Annotated in this window: 21 protein-coding genes; 7 read left to right on the top strand and 14 right to left on the bottom strand. The window is 52.3% G+C overall.

Annotated elements, in window-relative coordinates:
• Positions 1-7 precede the first annotated feature (7 nt).
• Positions 8-3142 carry a Cu(+)/Ag(+) efflux RND transporter permease subunit SilA gene (silA, locus tag ACN9MQ_RS11225; protein WP_047356477.1) on the top strand — a complete coding sequence of 1045 codons (3135 nt, stop codon included), beginning with the start codon at positions 8-10 and terminating at the stop codon, positions 3140-3142.
• 221 nt (positions 3143-3363) lie between these two features.
• Positions 3364-3672 (top strand): hypothetical protein, encoded by a 309-nt coding sequence (locus ACN9MQ_RS11220; protein ID WP_047356478.1) that lies wholly within the window; start codon positions 3364-3366, stop codon positions 3670-3672.
• 156 nt (positions 3673-3828) lie between these two features.
• Here ACN9MQ_RS11220 and ACN9MQ_RS11215 read toward each other — a convergent pair whose 3' ends face one another.
• The 5 genes from ACN9MQ_RS11215 to ACN9MQ_RS11195 form a co-directional block, all read right to left on the bottom strand.
• A complete protein-coding gene (locus ACN9MQ_RS11215) occupies positions 3829-5031 on the bottom strand; it encodes a serine hydrolase domain-containing protein (RefSeq protein ID WP_426021074.1) in 1203 nt (400 codons plus the stop codon).
• Positions 5032-5108: 77 nt separating this feature from the next.
• Positions 5109-5840 (bottom strand): putative quinol monooxygenase, encoded by a 732-nt coding sequence (locus ACN9MQ_RS11210; RefSeq protein WP_426021075.1) that lies wholly within the window; start codon positions 5838-5840, stop codon positions 5109-5111.
• A gap of 29 nt (positions 5841-5869) precedes the next feature.
• Positions 5870-6889, bottom strand: coding sequence for an aldo/keto reductase (locus ACN9MQ_RS11205; protein WP_032678162.1), 1020 nt, complete (start codon positions 6887-6889; stop codon positions 5870-5872).
• Between the two features lie 18 nt (positions 6890-6907).
• Entirely contained in the window at positions 6908-7465 is a 558-nt protein-coding gene (locus ACN9MQ_RS11200) for an NAD(P)H-dependent oxidoreductase (protein ID WP_047744661.1), read from the bottom strand.
• A gap of 94 nt (positions 7466-7559) precedes the next feature.
• Positions 7560-7862, bottom strand: a complete 303-nt coding sequence (locus tag ACN9MQ_RS11195; protein ID WP_032678161.1) for a hypothetical protein — start codon at positions 7860-7862, stop codon at positions 7560-7562.
• A gap of 139 nt (positions 7863-8001) precedes the next feature.
• Here ACN9MQ_RS11195 and ACN9MQ_RS11190 point away from each other — a divergent pair, with 139 nt between their 5' ends.
• Positions 8002-8901 (top strand): LysR family transcriptional regulator, encoded by a 900-nt coding sequence (locus ACN9MQ_RS11190; protein WP_426021076.1) that lies wholly within the window; start codon positions 8002-8004, stop codon positions 8899-8901.
• Positions 8902-8950: 49 nt separating this feature from the next.
• Here the strand turns inward: ACN9MQ_RS11190 and ACN9MQ_RS11185 are convergent, their stop codons facing one another.
• Both ACN9MQ_RS11185 and ACN9MQ_RS11180 read right to left on the bottom strand, forming a co-directional pair.
• Positions 8951-9535 (bottom strand): hypothetical protein, encoded by a 585-nt coding sequence (locus tag ACN9MQ_RS11185; protein ID WP_426021077.1) that lies wholly within the window; start codon positions 9533-9535, stop codon positions 8951-8953.
• 292 nt (positions 9536-9827) lie between these two features.
• Positions 9828-11447, bottom strand: coding sequence for a mechanosensitive ion channel family protein (locus ACN9MQ_RS11180; protein ID WP_426021122.1), 1620 nt, complete (start codon positions 11445-11447; stop codon positions 9828-9830).
• A 225-nt stretch (positions 11448-11672) separates the two neighbouring features.
• Here ACN9MQ_RS11180 and ACN9MQ_RS11175 point away from each other — a divergent pair, with 225 nt between their 5' ends.
• Positions 11673-12035, top strand: coding sequence for a DUF4406 domain-containing protein (locus ACN9MQ_RS11175; RefSeq protein WP_020884136.1), 363 nt, complete (start codon positions 11673-11675; stop codon positions 12033-12035).
• A gap of 60 nt (positions 12036-12095) precedes the next feature.
• Here ACN9MQ_RS11175 and ACN9MQ_RS11170 read toward each other — a convergent pair whose 3' ends face one another.
• Positions 12096-12869, bottom strand: coding sequence for a DeoR/GlpR family DNA-binding transcription regulator (locus ACN9MQ_RS11170; RefSeq protein WP_153852957.1), 774 nt, complete (start codon positions 12867-12869; stop codon positions 12096-12098).
• An 86-nt stretch (positions 12870-12955) separates the two neighbouring features.
• Here ACN9MQ_RS11170 and ACN9MQ_RS11165 point away from each other — a divergent pair, with 86 nt between their 5' ends.
• Together ACN9MQ_RS11165 and tam are read left to right on the top strand one after the other, a co-directional pair.
• Positions 12956-13540 carry an NUDIX domain-containing protein gene (locus ACN9MQ_RS11165; protein WP_025204189.1) on the top strand — a complete coding sequence of 195 codons (585 nt, stop codon included), beginning with the start codon at positions 12956-12958 and terminating at the stop codon, positions 13538-13540.
• An 82-nt stretch (positions 13541-13622) separates the two neighbouring features.
• Positions 13623-14381, top strand: coding sequence for a trans-aconitate 2-methyltransferase (gene tam / locus ACN9MQ_RS11160; protein ID WP_073396807.1), 759 nt, complete (start codon positions 13623-13625; stop codon positions 14379-14381).
• A 6-nt stretch (positions 14382-14387) separates the two neighbouring features.
• Here tam and ACN9MQ_RS11155 read toward each other — a convergent pair whose 3' ends face one another.
• From ACN9MQ_RS11155 to ACN9MQ_RS11135, 5 genes are all read right to left on the bottom strand, one after another.
• Positions 14388-15578: a cytochrome c biogenesis protein/redoxin gene (locus tag ACN9MQ_RS11155; RefSeq protein ID WP_426021078.1), complete on the bottom strand. Its 1191-nt coding sequence runs from the start codon at positions 15576-15578 to the stop codon at positions 14388-14390.
• A 137-nt stretch (positions 15579-15715) separates the two neighbouring features.
• A complete protein-coding gene (locus tag ACN9MQ_RS11150; RefSeq protein WP_138613989.1) occupies positions 15716-17014 on the bottom strand; it encodes an ATP-binding protein in 1299 nt (432 codons plus the stop codon).
• Positions 17011-17751 carry a response regulator gene (locus tag ACN9MQ_RS11145; RefSeq protein WP_025204193.1) on the bottom strand — a complete coding sequence of 247 codons (741 nt, stop codon included), beginning with the start codon at positions 17749-17751 and terminating at the stop codon, positions 17011-17013. Before ACN9MQ_RS11145 ends, ACN9MQ_RS11150 begins: the two co-directional genes overlap by 4 nt.
• A 44-nt stretch (positions 17752-17795) precedes the next feature.
• On the bottom strand, positions 17796-18791 hold the full coding sequence (locus ACN9MQ_RS11140) for an alpha/beta fold hydrolase (RefSeq protein ID WP_032678150.1): 996 nt from the start codon (positions 18789-18791) through the stop codon (positions 17796-17798).
• A gap of 145 nt (positions 18792-18936) precedes the next feature.
• On the bottom strand, positions 18937-19377 hold the full coding sequence (locus ACN9MQ_RS11135) for a GNAT family N-acetyltransferase (RefSeq protein ID WP_014170062.1): 441 nt from the start codon (positions 19375-19377) through the stop codon (positions 18937-18939).
• 143 nt (positions 19378-19520) lie between these two features.
• Here ACN9MQ_RS11135 and ACN9MQ_RS11130 point away from each other — a divergent pair, with 143 nt between their 5' ends.
• Positions 19521-20069 (top strand): GNAT family N-acetyltransferase, encoded by a 549-nt coding sequence (locus tag ACN9MQ_RS11130; protein ID WP_426021079.1) that lies wholly within the window; start codon positions 19521-19523, stop codon positions 20067-20069.
• Here the strand turns inward: ACN9MQ_RS11130 and ACN9MQ_RS11125 are convergent.
• On the bottom strand, positions 20057-20971 hold the full coding sequence (locus ACN9MQ_RS11125; protein ID WP_014170060.1) for a bestrophin family protein: 915 nt from the start codon (positions 20969-20971) through the stop codon (positions 20057-20059). The two genes, ACN9MQ_RS11130 and ACN9MQ_RS11125, sit on opposite strands and share 13 nt — an antisense overlap.
• Between the last annotated feature and the right edge of the window lie 103 nt (positions 20972-21074).

Genomic DNA, 21074 nt, shown 5'->3' with positions numbered 1-21074 from the left:
GACGATGATGATTGAATGGATTATCCGGCGCTCCGTCGCCAACCGTTTCCTGGTGATGATGGGCGCTTTGTTTCTCAGCGTCTGGGGAACATGGACTATCATCAATACCCCTGTGGATGCATTGCCCGATCTGTCTGATGTGCAGGTGATCATTAAAACCAGCTATCCCGGTCAGGCTCCGCAGATTGTTGAAAATCAGGTCACGTATCCGCTCACGACAACCATGCTGTCGGTACCCGGCGCAAAGACCGTGCGTGGTTTTTCCCAGTTTGGCGACTCCTATGTGTACGTCATTTTTGAAGACGGTACTGACCTGTACTGGGCCCGCTCGCGCGTTCTGGAATACCTGAACCAGGTTCAGGGCAAATTGCCTGCCGGTGTAAGCTCAGAAATAGGACCAGATGCCACCGGTGTCGGCTGGATATTTGAATATGCCCTGGTGGATCACAGCGGAAAACACGATCTTGCAGAACTGCGTTCCCTTCAGGACTGGTTCCTGAAATTCGAACTGAAAACCATCCCTAACGTCGCGGAGGTTGCGTCAGTAGGCGGCGTGGTTAAGCAGTATCAGATTCAGGTTAACCCGTTGAAGCTAGCGCAGTACGGTGTCACGCTGCCCGACGTTAAACAGGCTCTCGAATCATCTAACCAGGAAGCAGGGGGATCATCCATTGAAATGGCGGAAGCGGAGTACATGGTCCGCGCCAGTGGTTACCTTCAGTCCATTGATGATTTCAATAATATCGTCCTGAAAACGGGCGAGAACGGCGTGCCGGTTTATCTGCGCGATGTGGCCCGCGTGCAAACGGGCCCGGAGATGCGGCGCGGTATTGCAGAACTTAACGGCCAGGGTGAAGTTGCTGGCGGCGTCGTGATCCTGCGCTCGGGGAAAAACGCACGTGAAGTCATAACCGCAGTGAAAGACAAGCTGGAGACGCTGAGAGCCAGCCTGCCAGAGGGTGTCGAGGTGGTGACCACCTACGATCGCAGCCAGTTAATTGACCGCGCCATTGATAACCTGAGTAACAAACTCCTTGAAGAGTTTATCGTGGTAGCCATCGTCTGTGCGCTGTTCCTCTGGCATATCCGCTCTGCGCTGGTGGCGATCGTTTCTCTGCCGCTTGGCCTGTGCATTGCCTTTATCGTCATGCATTTCCAGGGGCTAAACGCCAATATTATGTCTCTGGGCGGGATTGCCATTGCCGTGGGGGCGATGGTGGATGCCGCCATTGTGATGATTGAAAATGCGCATAAACGGCTGGAAGAGTGGGATCATCAACACCCTGGGGAGCAAATAGACAACGCAACCCGCTGGAAGGTCATTACCGATGCGTCCGTTGAAGTGGGCCCGGCGCTCTTTATCAGCCTGCTGATCATCACCTTGTCGTTCATCCCCATTTTCACGCTTGAGGGACAGGAAGGGCGCCTGTTTGGGCCGCTGGCCTTCACGAAGACGTATGCCATGGCGGGCGCGGCCGCGCTGGCAATCATCGTCATTCCTATACTGATGGGGTTCTGGATCAGAGGGAAAATCCCCGCGGAGACCAGCAACCCGCTGAACCGACTGCTGATTAATGCCTATCACCCGTTATTGCTTCGCGTGCTCCACTGGCCGAAAACGACCTTGCTGGTTGCGGCGTTAACAATTTTTACGGTCATATGGCCGCTGAGTCAGGTCGGGGGGGAGTTTCTGCCAAAGATCAATGAGGGCGACCTGCTGTACATGCCTTCAACGTTACCTGGCGTATCGCCGGCGGAGGCTGCCGCGCTCTTGCAGACGACAGACAAATTAATCAAAACCGTCCCTGAAGTGGCGTCCGTATTTGGTAAGACCGGTAAGGCCGAAACGGCGACCGACTCCGCGCCACTGGAAATGGTCGAAACCACCCTTCAGCTCAAACCTGAAGATCAGTGGCGACCAGGAATGACGATTGACAAGATCGTTGATGAGCTGGATAAGACCGTGCGTTTGCCCGGCCTGGCTAACCTCTGGGTACCGCCGATCCGTAACCGTATAGATATGCTCTCCACCGGCATTAAAAGCCCAATCGGTATCAAGGTGTCTGGCACCGTTTTGTCTGATATTGATGTCACGGCACAACGTATCGAAGCGGTGGCCAAAACCGTGCCGGGCGTGGTTTCAGCACTGGCAGAACGTCTGGAAGGCGGACGCTACATCGACGTGGATATCAACCGCGAGAAAGCATCCCGATACGGAATGACGGTGGGTGATGTGCAGCTGTTTGTCTCATCAGCCATCGGTGGCGCAACAACCGGCGAGACGGTTGAGGGCGTAGCCCGTTACCCGATCAATATCCGCTACCCTCAGGATTACCGAAACAGCCCACAGGCACTGAAACAGATGCCCATTCTGACGTCCATGAAACAACAAATTACCCTGGGCGATGTCGCTGATATTCGTGTCGTTTCCGGACCTACCATGCTGAAAACGGAAAATGCCCGTCCTGCCAGCTGGATTTATATTGATGCCCGTGGCAGGGATATGGTGTCGGTTGTAAACGACATTAAAACCGCTATCAGCCAGCACGTAAAATTAAGACCGGGCACCAGTGTCTCTTTCTCCGGACAGTTTGAATTGCTGGAACACGCCAATAAAAAACTGAAACTGATGGTGCCAATGACGGTAATGATCATATTCATTTTGTTATATCTGGCATTCCGTCGTGTTGATGAGGCACTGCTTATTCTGATGAGTCTGCCATTCGCACTTGTCGGCGGAATTTGGTTCCTGTACTGGCAGGGCTTCCATATGTCCGTGGCGACCGGAACCGGCTTTATTGCCCTGGCCGGGGTGGCAGCAGAGTTTGGCGTGGTGATGCTGATGTATTTGCGTCATGCCATTGAAGCCCATCCGGCGCTTGCCCAGCGGGAAACCTTTACCGCGGAAGGGCTCGATGAAGCCCTTTATCAGGGGGCGGTACTCCGCGTGAGACCGAAAGCGATGACCGTGGCGGTTATCATTGCCGGTCTGTTGCCCATCCTCTGGGGAACCGGTGCGGGCTCAGAAGTCATGAGCCGGATAGCCGCGCCGATGATTGGAGGAATGATTACGGCTCCGCTGTTATCCCTGTTCATTATTCCGGCCGCCTACAAATTAATCTGGCTGCGAAGACATAAATAAACGCGCGACGATATTAAAAGGACACGCTGGAGTGTCCTTTTTTATGCGTATGGGGCAGGGGGTTATTCCCCGTATGGCCCAGTGACAGAAATGTCATCAGCCCGTCACGGGATAAACAGAGGTCGGTTTTTATAATCAATGATAATTCAGACGCCGATGCATTTATCTCTGACTTTTCATTCAGCGATATTGCAGAGCATGTAAACTTAGGAGATTCGACCATGAAAAAGATCCTGTTATCCATTGTCACCATTATGGCTGTCACATCATCTGGCTGGGCAGCAGAAACGATCAACATGCACGACCAGGTTAATAACGCTCAGGCAACTGTGCATCAAACCATGGCTGAGATGCACAAGAAAATGCTCAAAGCTGGCCCCTGTAATACTCCCGAATCGGCAAAGTCTTTCTCTGCGATGAATGAGCATGAGAAGGCCGCCGTTGTGCATGAAACGGTGAACAATGGGCAGTCTTCTGTTATTCATCAGCAACAGGCAGAGAAACATCGCCGTATGAATCAGGCGAATTAACTGGCGCGTGGTGGATGTCACGGCTATACGCCCCTCGAGTGAGGGGCGTTTTCAGCATCTTTTAGAAGGTCGCAGTAAGGATGCAGCCACCGCTGAGCAGTATCATGCTAATACGGAGAAGCGCTGCAGTTGGTTTGCAGACATGACCAGGCGAGGTTACAGCGCGCGAGAATGTTCTTCTCTCTGGCTATCGTTTTTCGCCATATCCATTAATAGTGCGATACCAATATAGTTACTCCAGTTAAATGCATTTTGAAGCACGACTACCGCATTGCCTTTTTGTTTATCGAAACCGATAAAGCTTGAGTAGCCGCCAATATAGCCTACCTGATAAGTAATTTTTTCCAGACCGATAAAGTCGGTGGTCCAGGCAATACCCTGTACACCGTCGGGGCGTTGAATATCGGTATTACTGACTTCAGCAAAGACGCTATCCAATAAGCGATTGTCGGTTGTCGCCACATGATAGCGGGCATACGCGGCCAGATCTTCGGCGTTACTGTATAAACTCGCTGCCGCTACCATGTTGTTGGAAAAATACCAGTCGGGCGTCAGCTGCCCGCGCGGGATGAATTTGGGCTGATCGCCAGCATGGCCAAGCGCACGCTGCGGGTATCCCTTTAACGTCTGGGGAGTAAAACTACTGTTAGCCATTTGCAGCGGTTGAAAAATATAGCGCGAGGCTAAACTCTGAATATCTTCGCCGGTTTTGTGTTTCAGGATATAGCCAATCAGGGCATAGCCGGTATTAGAATATTGCGGCATTTTATGCTGCGGTGCATGCCAGTTGGCTAAATAGCGCAATACGTTATCGCTATCCAGTTCGCCATAAAAGTTATCGCCACTGCTTAAATAGCTGATGAATTTTCCCAGCATCGGAACATCCATATTCTGACGGGGCAGGCCAGAGGTGTGGGTCACCAGTTCCAGTAGAGTAATTTTTTGTGCATCTGCGCTTAAGGGCGTACCCGGTGGCAGCAATGTCGCCAGGTTATCGTCCCAACTCAGCCTTCCTTCGTTCACCAGACAAGCCACCACTTCCGCCGTAATCCCTTTGCTGAGCGAACCGAGGGCAAACAAGGTATTGGACCCGATCGGGTAGCGATTGGCCGCATCAGTTACGCCCCAACTGTAAAACTGCGGAGAACCGTAATTATGGATCACCGCAACCGTCATCCCGGGAACGGATTTTTGCGCCATATAGTGACGGACCACGCTATCAACGTCGCCGTCCAGCGATTTATGGGTGAGGAGTTCCTGTGTTCCTGCCGGGGAGGACATTTGCGAGAGGGTGCCACAACCGCTCAGTGACGGGATAACAAGCAGAAGCCAGCGAAAATGTTGAGTTATGTTCTGCATACCTGTCATGTGTGGTAGTCATTAGAGCGCCCGGAATGTATCACACCTGGCCTGCGTAAACGCCATTTTTCTACGCTTTAGCCGCCAGGGGCGATTTCTGCGGTTATCCCGCCTTTATTACGCAGAAATAGTGGTTTGACAGGAATAGACGTTTTACGGGTACTCATGTGCGCCGTTTGCTTTAGATAATCCCTAAAGTGCGGCGTCTGTCTGTGGAGTTGATAATCTTCCTCACTGGCGTAAATCTCATAGAAATACCAGCGGTGGGGATCATCTACGTCTGTCGCGGCATACATGGCAAGCACACCTTTTTCTATGTTGAGCGACTGAGCCATTTCAGGAAGGACAATGTTTTTGAATTCGGTCTGATATTCCGGCTTCACCTCGACTACCACCAGATTATTGATGGTCCGCCCATCGGATATGATGTGTTTGTCCCCTGTAAATTGCGGCACCAGTGTGATTTTCAGCTTCCGATCAATCATATCAGGTGCTTGAGTAACAAACGCTTTGTATGGAGAGGCATCCAGATGTTTGCGGTAGGCCAACTCGCTTGCATAAAGCTCAACCATATATGCCTGACGCGCATTGTCACTGCGTTTCAGCGCGTACATCGCCAGCGTGCCCACTTCATGATCAACCGAAGCGGTGATTGTTTGCCTGGCAACCTCATCAAAATGCCTGTCCCGATCGGGTGTGATGCTTATCTCAACGATATTCATCACGGGCGTATCCTGTATGCCCTGACTTTTTGCAAAGGCAGGGCTACTTATTAGCAGGTAAGCTAAAAACATGAGACTCTTTTTCATGATGATCCTTTTTCTAAACCAGAAACAGGCTACCGCGTCCAGACCTGCTTAACGTCTTTGGTATGCGGCGTATTTTGCGCCATAACCCCCGTCAGAAAGTGGGGCTGATAGCATTCTTCCAGATAGCGGATCGCCTCCGGACTCAGCTGCAGGCTCACGGCGTTTACTGCACCTTCGACATGACGTTTTTGCGTGGCACCGACAATAGGTGAGGTGACCCTGGTCAGTAGCCAGGCGAGAGATATTTCCGTCATGGATACCTGATACTGTTCGGCAAGCTCGGCAACGCGTTCGATAATGATCCGATCTTGTTCTGCCGTCCGGTCATACTTCCCGCGGGCGTAGTCATCCTCGACGGCTCGCCGCGTGTGGCCTTCTTTACGGGAGAGGCGGCCACTTGCCAGCGCGCTATAGGGCGTCAACGCAATCCCATCCTCAGCGCATAAACCGAAGAGCTCACGTTCATCTTCACGCATAATCAGGTTGTAGTGACTCTGCATGGAAACAAAGGGCGTCAGTCCTTCGCGTTCTGCAAGCGCGTTCGCCTTAGCCAGCTGCCAGGCGTAGCAGTTTGAGATCCCTATAGCGCGCACCTTGCCGGCAGTAACGGCGGCATGCAGCGCTTCAAGCACCTCAAGAACGGGCGTGTTGTAATCCCAGATGTGGTAAACGTAGAGGTCTATGTAGTCCATACCCAGATTTTGCAGACTCAGATCCAGCGAGCGGGCTATTGCCTGTTTTCCGCTGATCCCCTCGGCAATTTGCGCGGGCGTCCGCGGCAGAAACTTTGTAGCCAGCACCACATCATCGCGCTTCGCCATATCACGCAACGCCCGGCCAACAAACCGTTCACTCGAACCGTTCTGGTAGGCGATGGCGGTATCGTAAAAATTGATGCCCTGTTCAAGGCCGTAGCGAATGATGTGCCGGCTTTCCGTTTCGTCCAGCGTCCAGCGATGCTGGCCTGTTAACGGATCGCCAAACCCCATGCATCCCATGCAGATGCGAGAGACAAGTAAGTCACTTTTACCGAGCCGGGTATACTGCATCGTTATTCTCCTTCCGAATTATTCACCAATAGCGTTAAGCAGGTCGACAAGCCTTGACGCGTGCTCCCGGGCAAGCGTTTTTTGCTGGGCGATTTTCTCGGCATCCCTGTCGGCGTAGCTGATACCGCAGGTATAAACCGGTGCCAGCATCTCAAGATTGCACAGCCTTGCCGTCGTCTCGAACGCAATGAGATACTCCTCAATGGTATGGCCAAAGAAACCGTCAGCGGTGTAAAGCGCTTGCGGTGCCCCCGTTGTGAAGGAGAGAACCAGCTTTTTACCACCCAGTTTCGCCGTTGAACCATGCGCGAAACCGTGAACAAAAACTTCATCCAGCCACTGTTTCATGAGTCCCGGGAGTCCGTACCAGGAAAAAGGGAACTGCCAGACAATCACATCGGCCCTGAGCAGGCTTTCCTGCTCCGCACCGATATTGAATTTGCCGTCCGGATAGAGCCAGTCCAGACGACGAATTTCAGCGTCGGGCAGGGCTGTCGCCACCTCGTCAAGGATGGTGGCGTTGGCGACAGAATGGTTAAGCTCTGGATGTCCGGAAACGATAAGGATATTTTTCATTTCAATCAGTTATGCAGAATTGATGGATGTTTAACTCAGGCATGTTTTCAGATGCAGCGTCTTAAAAAGACGGGATGTCAGTCACGCCGTGTTTTTAGTTTTTAAATTCTTCTGAGAAGAGATTTTCCCAGTTAATAAAGGAGCCAAGAGGAATGCACTCGAAGCTTAATAAGCCTGCTTTCGCCAGAGGGAATTCGGCCATTACGTTCATCGCTTCATCGACAGCGTCACATTCAAGGAAAATAGCGACGCCGGGTCTGTCCTGACGAAAGTAGATGTCGCGGATGACGCCGGATTTATACAGTCCCCAGGCGTGCAGCGCTTCAGCAGTAAGGTGCGGTGCATATTTTTCCGGCGATGCACCCGCGGCGGGAATATCCAGACATAAAATTCGCATCAGTCGCTCCAGTAATCAGTTTTCAGTGAGAAGAGCAGAAAGTATAAGAGCCTCAATGTATGAAGATAAGGCGAGCATTGACTTAAGCATCTTTAGTCTGTACTTAATAATCAGGCAGTAATTGCTTAAGGAAAATGCTATGAATAACGCTCTTTATAATCAGATCCGCATCTTTCAGAGCATTGCGCGTGAAGGAAATATCTCGGCAGCCGCGAGGAAACTTGAAATTACGCCGCCATCCGTCAGCAATGCGCTTAAGTTGCTGGAAGAGCATATTGGACATCCGCTTTTTGTGCGCACGACCCGGCGTATTGAGCTGACCGAAACCGGGCAACAGTTGCTGGAACAAACGGCCGCCGCGGTGGATTCGCTGGAAAAATCGCTGGAAAGCATTCGCGATCGGAGTCAGGAACCCTCTGGTGTGGTAAGAATTACGCTCTCGCGTTTCGCCTATCTGTTAATTCTCAAGCCTGCAATGGCCGCGTTCTGTCAGCAATACCCAAGGATTCAACTGGAAATTTCGGTCTTCGACGGTACCGTGAATATTATCGAGGAGCGTTTTGATCTGGGGATTCGTTTTGGCGATATTCTGGAGGGTGGGGTGGTAGCACGGCCGTTAATGAAACCGTTTCGTGAAGGGTTATACGCATCCTCTGCCTATCTCGCTGAACAGGGTATACCTGAGGTGCCGGCAGATCTTAGTCATCACCGATTGATTGGTTACCGTTTTATCACTAACAACCGCATCCTTCCGTTGATCCTGAACGATCGCGGAGAACAGTTAACCGTTGAGATGCCCGGACAGTTAATCAGCAACGATATTGACGTTATGGCAGACGGAATTCGTAACGGACTGGGAATTGGGCGCTTGTTCGAACCCATCTGGCGGTTACAGCCAGATCGGGAACAATTTGTACCTGTGATGGAGAGCTTCTGGAAAACCTATCCGCCAGTGTATCTCTATTACCCGAAAAACGCGGGGAAAACGAAAAGGGTGAAAACCCTGATTGATTTTCTGATCTCCGCGACCGAGCGATAAGGTTGCGCAGGCACAGGGCGAAGTCCCGCCAGTAGTGGCGGGAATGTGTTTAACGCTGCATGTTATTGCGTGTCTGGCGAATTTGCTGGCGCCATGCGCGATTATGAAGGGTAAATAGCAGCATCTTATAGAAGGCAGGAGATCGTATACAGAAACCGCTGAGTATTAACATGACAACACTCACCAGTGCGGCTGTTAAATTGACGCCTGGCCAGATGGTGCCGCTCAGAGCCGCAATCAGATAAACGACCGTCAGCAGAAGGCTTATGAATGCCAGAGAAAGATGTACCCGCACGGCGCGAATGCTGCCTTTACCCATCATAAACATCGTCAGACCGTTGATGCCGGCGAAAAGAAGGGCAATCAACACTACCCACACAAATACCTTTTCTGCCGGCTGATTGAGTGCGGCGAATACGCCGTAGCCCAACCATAGCTGCGGAATAGCAAAACTGACAATCGCCCCGAGGGTGCTGATTGCCGCAGGGATGCCCATAGTATGTAGCCCCGCGGGCTTACCCATCTGCTGGGCCAACTGCGTTTTCAGTTCTTGCAGCTGCGAATCGTTGGCATTGTTTATACGTACTGCTATGTCGTTACAGTGTTGTAGACGACGGGATAGCTCTTTAAGCATTTGAATACTCTAGGCTCAACGCTTAATTTATGATTTCGATGATAACAGTGTTAAAACGTTGAGCCAATATCCTGTGGTCAGCAAGAATGGCCTGGAATTAGAAAAGGGTAGGATTGCGTAATGAGTGTTGCCCATGGATGGATCATAATAGTCAATTTAACATAATATACATTATGCGCACTTACATAGATTAAGGCAGAATCTGGCTTTTTATGGTCATCCTTGTTCTGGTGTTTGACAGCCTCTAATGCACCTTATCTGCTCCGAATCCTCTAAACCTGCATAGCCATCTTCACTCACGCTGTTTATTCTCTGGCTTCTCTGCCGGCGCTGCATACCAGTTATCTTCCGTCACGACGACCGCGCCTTCTGGTTGCATCACAAAGTTTGGCGACATGATTTGTACATTAAACTCGTTAAAGACATCCTGAATATTGCTGTGCAGTTCATTGCGGGCCTCCGCCAGTGATTGCCCGGCACGCAGCTTCACCTGAAGTTCATAAGCAATATACCAGTCCATCAAACTCAATTGTCTTACCAGCGGCTGTTGTGACTGATCGATACATTTCGCCCGTCTGGCGGCAATCTCCAGCATGGCATGAACTTGCCGCCATGGCGTGTCGTATCCGATAGTGACACCTGTCGTCAGGTTCACGCCACCATCTGGATTTTGCGCGCTCAGATTAGTGATTTTGCCGCTAACTACGACAGCATTCGGTACGGTTACAACATAATTCTCCCGCGTAATGATTTTCGTCGCGAGCATACCTATCTCTGTGACCAACCCTTCGTTATCCGCGACCCGAATGATGTCGCCTTTTCTCAATGCTCGCGAGTAAATCAGTACCAGGCCACTCATGGCATGGTTCATCACCCCGGCAGATCCCAGGGTCAACATCAGCCCAAAGAATACACTGATACCTTTAAAGGCCAGTGAATTGGCCCCGGGTAAAAACGGGTATGCCGTGGACAGAGCAAATAACCACACCACTACAGAAATTAACTTCCGCGTCGCGCCGACGGTTTCAGGATGGATCCCGGGAAGGTGTAAACGCCCTGCTTCTACCTGATTTAACAAGACTTTAAGGAGTTTTAGAATGAAGGCTGTGATAAGAAAAATAATCAGGACGATCAAAATGCCCGGCATAGCTGAGACTATGGACAGTGCGATATCCCGCAGAACACGCATGGTCCAGTCACCCAGCGATGCCCCCCAAACGCGCGTCCAGGGAAACAGACTGAATGACCAACTTAGCCAGATATAAAGCCCGAGAATACCCAGAATAATCATCAGCAAAGCATACAAACGAGTCTCAATCGCGCCGACAAACCTGTGCCAGCTTTGTGGAATGATACTGCGGTTCTCAAGAATGCGGCCTCGGTAAAAACGCCTTACTCCACGCCATGACCGCCAGGCACCGTACCAGAAAACAAACAGTGCCAGCAGCCCTGCGGCCGTTTTGCCTGCCGATAATGCCAGCCACCCGGCGTCATATTGATCGCGAAGCGCCGTACGTTGTGCCTCCATTCGGGTCAGCACACGTTGAGCTGCCTCATCAAGCGTCAGGTCGTCGCCCTCATCGAGATCGGCTTGTGCCAGTAACATCACCGGCTTGCCGTTCATCACAATCAGTCTTCCCGGTTGGTTGTAACGGGTAACCGGAATAATTTTCAGGGGCTCCCGAACATCCTGTTGAGAGAAATTGCGCAGCGTATTACGAATGCGCAAAACTCGCTCTTCAGGCGTGGTCAGACCGAATTTTGCCTGCAGCATAACAATCGGCTGATGGAAAATATAAACCGTTCTGGCGCGCTCCCGATCTGTCGGCTCCTGGCGCGGCTCTGCGGCTACGCTGAGAAAGGAGATTACCGAGAGCAAGCATGACAATGTAACGAGCAGGATCCTCTTCATTTCCCCCCCCTGAAACGCAAGATTATTGTTATTTTTCAATACGCCCAGAGAATGGTTGATCTCTGCTTTTTGAGCATAGACCAGCTCTACTCTTCTGCAACTGTCTTAAAAAACCATAATGCACAATATTGCTTGAAATTGCACGAAACTGGCGATTAATATGAAGTCAGAAACAAAAGACGCACAAACGTGCAAACTCATGCATTTTTACTTACTGAGGTTGATATGACACAACAGTTGATTTTAATCGCCGGCCCCTATCGTAGCGGCACCGATGGCGTGCAGGCGCGCATTGATGAAAACCTAGCTCGTCTTGAAAATGCGGCGTTAGCCGTCTATCAACGTGGCCACGTTCCGGTTATTGGCGAATGGCTGGCCTTACCGTTGGCAAAAGCGGCTGGCTCGAAATCGATGGGTGATGAAATCAGTGAAGCAATGCTGTATCCCGTCGCGCACCGACTCATTGCGAAATGTGATGCTATCTACCGGATTGCCGGCGCGTCCAAAGGGGCCGATATGGACATAGAGGTGGCGCAAACGCTGGGGCTTAAGATTTACACTGCGCTTGAGGATATCCCTCAGGTTTGATGTGGCCTGCCGGCCTGTCGGCTTACCGACAGGCCGGATCATAAAGGCTTTTCGCGTGGGTTATGCCTTTTCCGGTTCAGAGGTCATCACCACGGAAACCCCCTTTTCTTTTACCGCGTTAATCCAGGCGCTATCGGTATCGTCTTCAACGACAATCGTGTTCACCAGCGACAGATCGCCAATCACAAAAGATGACGCGGTATTGATTTTTTCGGGGGAAGCCAGCACAACCGTTTCGGCGGCTCTGCCGGAAAATGCACGTTTGATACTCGCCTCTTCAAAATCACCGGTCGTCAGGCCCGCATCAGGATGGATGCCAGTTACTCCCATAAAGAACAGGTCCGCATGGATTTTTTCGATGCCTTCGATAGCAGCCGCGCCGACCGCAACAATAGAGTGTTTATACAGACGGCCACCGATCAGGATAACCTCAATGGAGGGATGTTCGACAAGTCCCAGCGCAATGCCTGGGCTGTGCGTGACCACGGTTATCTTCAAATCAGGAGGCAGAAACGTAATCAGCTCTGACGTAGTCGTGCCGCCGTCAATGATCACCACCTGGCCGTCAGAAATCAGCTGCGCACCTTTACGGGCGACATTTTTCTTGGCATTCATCTTTACCGATTTACGCTCAGCAAACGGGGCAATGGCCGAGGATGACGGCAGCGCCCCGCCGTGAACACGCTGTAAACGCCCTTCTGCCGCCAGCTCGCGTAAATCACGCCGAATGGTATCTTCAGACACCGCGAAAAGCGTGCTGAGCGCTTTCGACTGGACCTGACCTTCAGCCTCGAGCTTTTCAAGGATCAATTGTTTTCGCTGCGTTGTGAGCATAAGGAATTCCTGATATTGCACGTTTAATCTTGAAACTGCACGACAATGCTGTTTATGATAATTACTCTACGTAAGGAGGAACAAACGTGCAATCAAAACGTGCAGATGTACGCATCATAGAAAGTGAAACACTGTCTGATAACTGGTACATCCTGAAAAAATATACCTTTGATCTGCAGCGACGCGATGGCGAATGGCAGCGGCAAAATCGCGAAGTTTACGACCGGGGAAACGGAGCCACCATCCTGCTTTATAACCGGGATAAAAAGACGGTGATCCTGACCCGCCAGTTCCGCTTCCCTGTCTTTATTAACGGGCACGAAGATGACCTTATTGAAGCTGCTGCGGGCTTGCTCGATAACATGGATCCGGAAAGCCGGATTAAAGCAGAAGCGGAAGAAGAGACCGGCTATAGCGTTTCCCGCGTTGAGAAAATTTTTGAAGCTTACATGAGCCCGGGCTCCGTCACTGAAAAACTCTATTTTTATCTCGCCGAATACCAGCCGAAAGACAGAACCAGTGAAGGCGGTGGACTCAAAGCGGAGGGTGAGGATATCGACGTACTGGAAATGACGCTGGAAGAGGCACTGCGCGGCATTGAAACGGGCAGGATTGTCGACGGGAAAACCATCATGCTGCTTTATCATGTTGCCCTGAAAGGCATTCTGTAATTGCCGCAGGACAGACACCTGCCGCAGTGCAGGTGTCTGCGTGTGCTATTCTTGCTGAAGCATGCACAACGGAGATGCAAAGATGGCTGACTGGAACCCTTCCCTGTACCTGCGATACGGAGCCGAACGTACGCGGCCCGCCGCTGAATTGCTCGCCAGAATTCCCCTGGATGACGTGTCATCCATCGTCGATCTGGGCTGCGGGCCTGGAAACAGTACGGCGCTGTTAAAATATCGCTGGCCTTCAGCGCACGTCACAGGGGTCGATAACTCACCTGCAATGCTCGACGAAGCCCGCAGCGCCTTACCGGATTGCCACTTTGTTGAGGCCGATATCCGCCAGTTTAAGCCTGGCCAGCCGCTGAGCCTGATTTACGCCAATGCCTCGTTGCAGTGGGTGCCCGACCACTACGATCTTCTGCCGCACCTGGTCTCTCTGCTCACGTTAAATGGCGTACTGGCCATTCAGATGCCTGACAACTGGCTTGAGCCCACTCATGTGGCGATGCGTGAAGTTGCCTGGGAGCAAGGCTATCCTGACCGGGGTCGTGAAGCCTTGCCCGGCGTGCATGCCTATTACGACATTCTGACAGACGCCGGTTGTGATGTGGATATCTGGCGGACGACCTATTTCCATAAAATGAGCTCACACCAGGCCATTATTGACTGGGTAAGCGCAACCGGTTTACGTCCGTGGCTGCAGGAGCTTAATGAGAGCGAGCAGAAACGTTTTCTCAAGCGCTACCATGAAATGCTGGAAGAGCAGTATCCGCTCCAGGAAAACGGGCAGATACTGCTGGCTTTTCCACGGTTGTTTATCATTGCTCAACGTCAGCCCTGAGCAACGTTATGAGCGGGCCTCTTTAAGCAGCTGCTGGATAACTTTTTCCTGTTCTTCATAGTTACCTTCGCCAAAAGAGGTATAACGTAACTGCCCTTTGGCATCGAAATAATAATGTGCCGGCCAGTACTGGTTACCGAAGGCGTTCCAGATCTGGTAGTTATTATCCGTCACGACCCGATACGGCAGTTGCCATTTGTTTACCGCGTTTTTCACCGACGAGAGCGGTTTTTCCCACGGATATTCAGGCGTATGCACGCCGATGACCACCAGACCCTGGGACTGATATCGCGTGGCCCAGTCGCGGACATGCGGGAGCGTATGCTGGCAGTTGATGCAGTCCCAGGTCCAGAAATCAATCAGGACGACTTTACCCCGCAATGATTCAGACGTGACAGGGTCACCATTAATCCACCCGGTCCCTCCACTTAACGAAGGCAACTGACTGCTGGGTTCGGTCATTACGACCGGCTGCAGTTTTACTGGCGCAGTGGCGGGCTTCGCCAGGGTCAATAGCGTGGTTTCAAGACGGTCTGCCACCCCATTTGCACCTTTCAGCACCGAGTTCATCCCCGTGGCGTTGAACGCCACAGCCGCTAACATCACCACGCCCGCCCCCTTGCGCAACCTTTCCATCAGCGCTGATTTGGCCCGCAGCGGTGTCATCAGTTTCCGACCGCCGGCCATAAGCAGGCCCAACATAAGCGCACATCCGCTGCCATACGCCGCCAACAGCGCGCCGGTGGTGATGGCCGAATGACCCGCAATATTGATACTGAAAATAGCCCCAAGGATCGGTCCGGCACAAGGAGACCAGAGCAGACCGACGGCCAGTCCGGCCAGGAAAGCGGAAAACATTCCGCGCGTTTGTCCGCTGCGGGTATTGAGGATATTGCCCACGCTGACCGCAGGTCCGGCTATACGCTGGGCGAAGGACGGGAAAATTAAGGCCAGCGCGGCTGTAGCCAGAATAATGAGTGCCAGCCAGCGCCCTATTATCGTGGCATCCGTGATCCATTCGCTGGCAACCGTGACAACCATCGCCACCACGGTAAACATCACGATCATCCCTGCCAGCAGAGCCAGGATATGTCTTCGCTGCCCCTGGAAACCGGCAAACAGAAGAGGTATCACCGGGAGCGTACATGGACTGAGCAGGCTTATCATCCCGCCCAGAAACGCGATTATCAAAAACATAAAAACCTCACATTACAGATGGCCTGCGACGCTGCAGTGAGGGTATTTCATCGTACGGATGTGTTTGGGATGTGTGCAAAACGGGACAATTTGTCTGCTCTCGTATCGGTCACGCAACCGGATACAAAACCGTACAATCAGCGACGCGGCAGCGTTACCGTGACCTTCAGCCCGCCTTCAGGAAGGTTTGCCAGCCGCAGTTTCCCGTCAAGCTGCGCGGTCAGCTGTGCAGCAATCGCCAGCCCCAGGCCGGTACCGCCGGTATCACGGTTACGCGATGTTTCTACCCGATAAAAAGGCTGTAATACCGCGTCGAGTTCAGCCTCGGGTATCCCCGGCCCGCCGTCCAGAATATGGATAGCAATGTGTCCGGCAGAAGAATCATCAATCTCAATAACGGCATAGCCACCAAACTTAAGCGCGTTATCCAGGAGGTTGGTCATCACCCGGCGAAGCGCCTGCGGCCGAGTCACTATCGGCAGGCGGGCGTCGTTTGCCTGAAACTGCACGTTTTTACCAATGTCCTGATAATCACAGGCAATGCTGTTTACCCAGGCATTGAGCTCCAGCTTTAGCGAGGTCTCTTCCAGAGATTCTGATGACCGGGCATAGGCAATCCCTTCCCGCACCAGACGGGTCATGTTATCGAGGTCGTTCAATAATTTGTCGCGTAACTCGGGTTGTTCGGCCATCTCGACGCGCAATTTCATGCGCGTGATGGGCGTCTGCAGGTCGTGAGAAATGGATGCCAGGATCTGCGCCCGTTCGCGAAGATAGGATTGAATGCGCGCCTGCATCGCGTTAAAGGCATGCGCGGCTCTTTGCACTTCTACCGGCCCCTTCTCCGTCATTGGTGTGTTTGCCGCCGGGTCAAGCGCGTCAACCGCACGGGTAAACTGAGAAAAAGGCCGAATCACCTGACGCACGGCGATCCAGGCACAGGCCGCAAGCAGCAGCAGCTGCAATACCAGCACGACAGGTAACCAGCTGGCGACCGGCGGCATGCGTGGCGTCAGATCGATGGTCAACGGTGCGCCATCACGTAAGGTGAGATGCGCCTGAATATGGGAAATGGGACCGGGAACGGCGGTAAACGTGAGTGGGTAGTCAGCCGTAAGGGTCTCTTTTAGCGTTCGAATGGCATCGCGTGAACGCTTATCCTCAGGCGGTGCGCCCGGTTCTCCAGGCCCGAGAATATAGCGATAGTTACCGCGCTCAAGCCGCGGCAGCCAGGCCGCCCGCTCCTGGGCGGGAAGCCGGTCAAGAATGGCCACGCTAGTGGCTACATCGTTTTCCAGATTACCCAGCATTACGGTGCGGGCGCTGTGCATGCGTTCAACCATCACCAGCGTCAGGCTGAGAGTATTCGCCAGTAAGAGTCCAGCCAGCACGATGACCAACAGCCGGGACAGCAACGAGCGTGGCCAAAGCGTCATTCATTGGCCTCTTTTATGGTCACCGGCATTGTAAAGACATAACCTTCACTGCGCACGGTCTTGATATAGGCCGGTGTGCGGGCGTCTTCATTCAGACGCTGACGCACCCGGCTCACCAGCAGATCAATCGATCGTTCAAAAAGCTCGGCATCGCGCCCCTGGGTCAAATTTAGCAGTTGATCCCGGGTCAGGACACGCTGAGGGTGATCGAGGAACACGCGCAGCAGACGATATTCCGCCCCGCTGAGCGCCACCACCATCCCTTCACTGTCGATTAAATGACGGGCCACGGTGTCCAGTTGCCATTCTCCGAACGTGACCAGTCGTCCGGCTTCCGTCACCTGTAAATTGGGGGGCATTGTGCGGAAACGACGTAAAATGGCTTTGATCCGCGCGAGTAACTCGCGTGCAACAAAAGGCTTCACGACATAATCGTCTGCCCCCATCTCCAGCCCCAGGATCCGGTCTGTTTCCTCGTTACGGGCCGTGAGCATCAGAATGGGCAAGTCTTTATGTTTACCGCTTCGGAGCTGACGACACAGCGTTAATCCGTCATCGCCGGGCATCATGACATCCAGCACCACAAGATCGATATGCTGTTTATCAAGCACAACTCGCATCTCTTTGCCATTTGCCGCGCCAGAGGCGCGATATCCGGACTTAACGAGGTAATCGACAATCAGCTCACGAATATCCCTGTCGTCATCGACGACAAGGATATGATCAATATGCTCCACAGAAATCTCCAGACTGAAGGGTAACGTATTGAAAATAGCACATTTCAGAGTTTATCTGCGTCCACAACTGCGTTGACGAAATCCTGCGGATCTTCCTGTGGTGGGTTGTGACCTACGGTTTTGCCAAAGGTACGGTGTTCATACTTGCCGGTGAACTTCCCGGCGTAGGCCTGTGGAGCAGGATGCGGCGCCCCGTTGTTTCCGCCTTCGATGGTGATCGTCGGGACGGTAATATTCGGAAGCGTTGCCAGTTTTTGCTCATAACTGTCGTATTTGCGCTCCCCTTTTTCCAGCCCTAAACGCCAGCGATAGTTACTGAGCGTCACCGCGACATGGTCCGGGTTATCAAGGGATTTGGCACTGGCGTTAAACGTTGCATCGCTAAATTTCCAGTCAGGTGATGCCTGCGACCAGATCAAACGGGCGAAGTCATGGGTGTTTTTGGCGTAGCCTTCAGCACCACGTTCGGTGGCGAAATAGAACTGATACCACCACTGAACTTCTGCTTTCGGCGGTAAGGGTTGTTTGCCAATCTGCTGGCTGCTGATCAGGTATCCACTGACGGAGACCAGCGATTTAACGCGTTCTGGCCACAGCGCCGCGACGATGTCCGCCGTACGGGCCCCCCAGTCGTATCCTGCAAAAACGGCCTGCTTGATGTTCAGGGCATCCATCAGGTTCACAACGTCTTTCGCCATGGCCGAAGGCTGGCCGTTACGCGGCGTTTTATCTGAGAGGAAACGGGTAGTTCCGTAACCACGCAGAGAAGGCACAATCACCCGATATCCTTTGGCAGCCAGCGCGGGAGCAACTTGCGCATAACTATGAATATCGTAGGGCCAGCCGTGTAATAAAATGATCGGTTGACCATTTTTCGGGCCGATGTCGACATAACCGACGTTAAGATCGCCGGCGTTAATCTGCTGAGGATGATCAAACGCCGTCGCGAAATCAGTACCGGTTGCTTCGGCCTGACAGGACATGACGGTACCAAGAGAAACGGTTAATGCGAGAGTTGAGTATGCGAGTTTGCTGAACATGTTGTTATCTCCGATTGAGTACGATTCACGGGGATATAACAACATCGGTTTGTATAGCGGATATGTGCGAATAGGCCTTTATTGCAAGCCTGTGTATGTATCAGCGGCGTTGATACAATGTGATACAAACACAGGTCATTGCGTCTTAAAGCGAGACGCGATAACGAACGTAATCGTCGGCTTCGCCATATTGGTCGTAGAGTTTACGTGCCGGGTTGTTCTGCCGCGTGACCCAGTAAAGTTTTGACCACCCTTCGCGCTTGCCTTCGTCCATCAGGGCGTCAATGAGCGCTTTTCCAGTCCCTGCTCCCCGTTGGCTGGCAGCAACAAACAGGTCTTCCAGATAACAAACGGGCGCTGTCGACCAGGTTCCTTCGTGCAAAATACACATGGCGAAGCCGATGACGTTGCCGTCGCTTTCCGCAACCCGGCAAAACATCGATGATCGCTCGTCAAGCGCCCTTTGCCATGTCGCGGCGGTCACGGACTCATCGAGGACACAGTCATAAAAATGAGTGTAGCCGTCCCACAGCGGACGCCACTGGGAATAATCTTCTGCGCGTAAAGCTCTTACCGTAACAGCCATATATTCCTCATATTACAAATCGAAAGCCTTTTAAAAGCAGTTATTGGTAGTAAAGAAGTCCAGCACACCGAAAAAGAATGTGATAGAGATGAAAATACCAGAAGGTGAACAAAAACATAACGCTTAAACAGGGAGAACCACGGATGACAATACCGACGCTAACGACAGACCGCCTGTTACTCATTCCCCTGGTCGCGGAAGATGCCGTCCAGATACAGCGGCTTTATCCACGCTGGGAAATCGTTCGCTATATGGTCTCCTCAGTGCCCTGGCCCTACCCGGATAACGGCGCGGAGTATTATGTTTATAACGTTGCGCTGCCGGATATGGAAAAAGGCATTGCCTGGTTCTGGAGTATTCGACGTCGCGAGGCGCCGGATGAGCTGATGGGGATTATCTGCCTGTACGATGTCGAAGATAACAACCGTGGGTTCTGGCTGGCGCCGGAGTTTCAGGGTAAGGGATACATGCGTGAGGCCAGTATTGCGGCGACGGATTATTGGTTTAACACCCTGAACAAGCCGGTGTTACGTGCGCCAAAAGCGGCTGCTAACAGCCGCTCCCGCCGTATTTCAGACAGTAGCGGCATGCGGCTTATCAGGACAGAAAAGAAAGCGTACGTCAGCGGCATACTGGATTCCGAACTGTGGGAAATCACCCGTGACGAATGGAATGCCCGTCAGGTCAGTTGATAATACTTATCCGGTAACAGTCTTTCGGGGATCTCTTCTTCATCGTTCATCTGCAACAGGTCACGTTCCATCATGTTGCAGATGGCGTCCAGCGGCAGGTCGTTATCTTCGGTACCAAACGGGTCTTCCAGCTCTTCCGCCAGCGTATCCAGCGAGATAAAGGTGTAAGAAATCAGCGCCGACACAAAAGGCGTCATGTAGTGCAGATCGACGACCAGCGCGAACGGCAGCATGATGCAGAACAGATACACCGTACGATGAAGGATCAGCGTGTAAGCAAACGGTACGGGTGTCGTCAAAATACGCTCGCAACCCGACAGGACGATGGACATGTCGTTCAGCCGGTTGTTGAGACTGTGGAACAGGATATCTGAGAGCTCGCCATTGCGACGCCTGACGGCAAGCCACTCCCCCATGATCAGTAAAATACGGTTCGCCGGCGAGTTGGCGTTCATCACCTTGCGTAAATCATCTTCCGGAAGATAACGGGAAAGTTGTTCGGCGTTCGTTTCCCGGCGCAGGGTCATGCGCAAACAGTTGGCAAAGGCAATCTGCAGGCGGACAAACTCGCCGAGATGTTTATCGTCCGGCAAGGTGTTTTTTACCTCGCGAAACAGAGAGCGTGCCGCTATCATCAGTTGCCCCCAAAGCTGGCGCGCCTCAACGTAGCGTGAATAGCAGGCGTTGTTTCGGAAACCAAGAAAGATAGCGATCGCCACACCGAGAATGCTAAATGGCGCAACGGTAAATTTGATGCCAAGGGACGTGTACCACGGCAGCATCAGGATCACGGCGATAGAAAGCAGAAAGTTAAGTAGCAAGCGGGTATAGATTTTTGGCAGTACCGAGCCATGCCAGACAAAGATGAGTTGTAACCAGTGCTGTTTAGGACGAACAATCATAGTGAGTTTCAGGAAAGAAAAAGAGCGTGGCTATTAAACGTGATCCCCCTCACGGTTGCAAGCATGTTAATAAAACATTGAATTTTCTGACCTGGCTAGCCTA

Origin of the sequence: Enterobacter sp. R-25 (assembly GCF_049913205.1) — a bacterium.
Classification (GTDB): domain Bacteria; phylum Pseudomonadota; class Gammaproteobacteria; order Enterobacterales; family Enterobacteriaceae; genus Enterobacter; species Enterobacter ludwigii.
The sequence above is the reverse complement of the archived record's forward strand: the minus strand, read 5'-3'. Positions and strand labels throughout refer to the sequence as shown.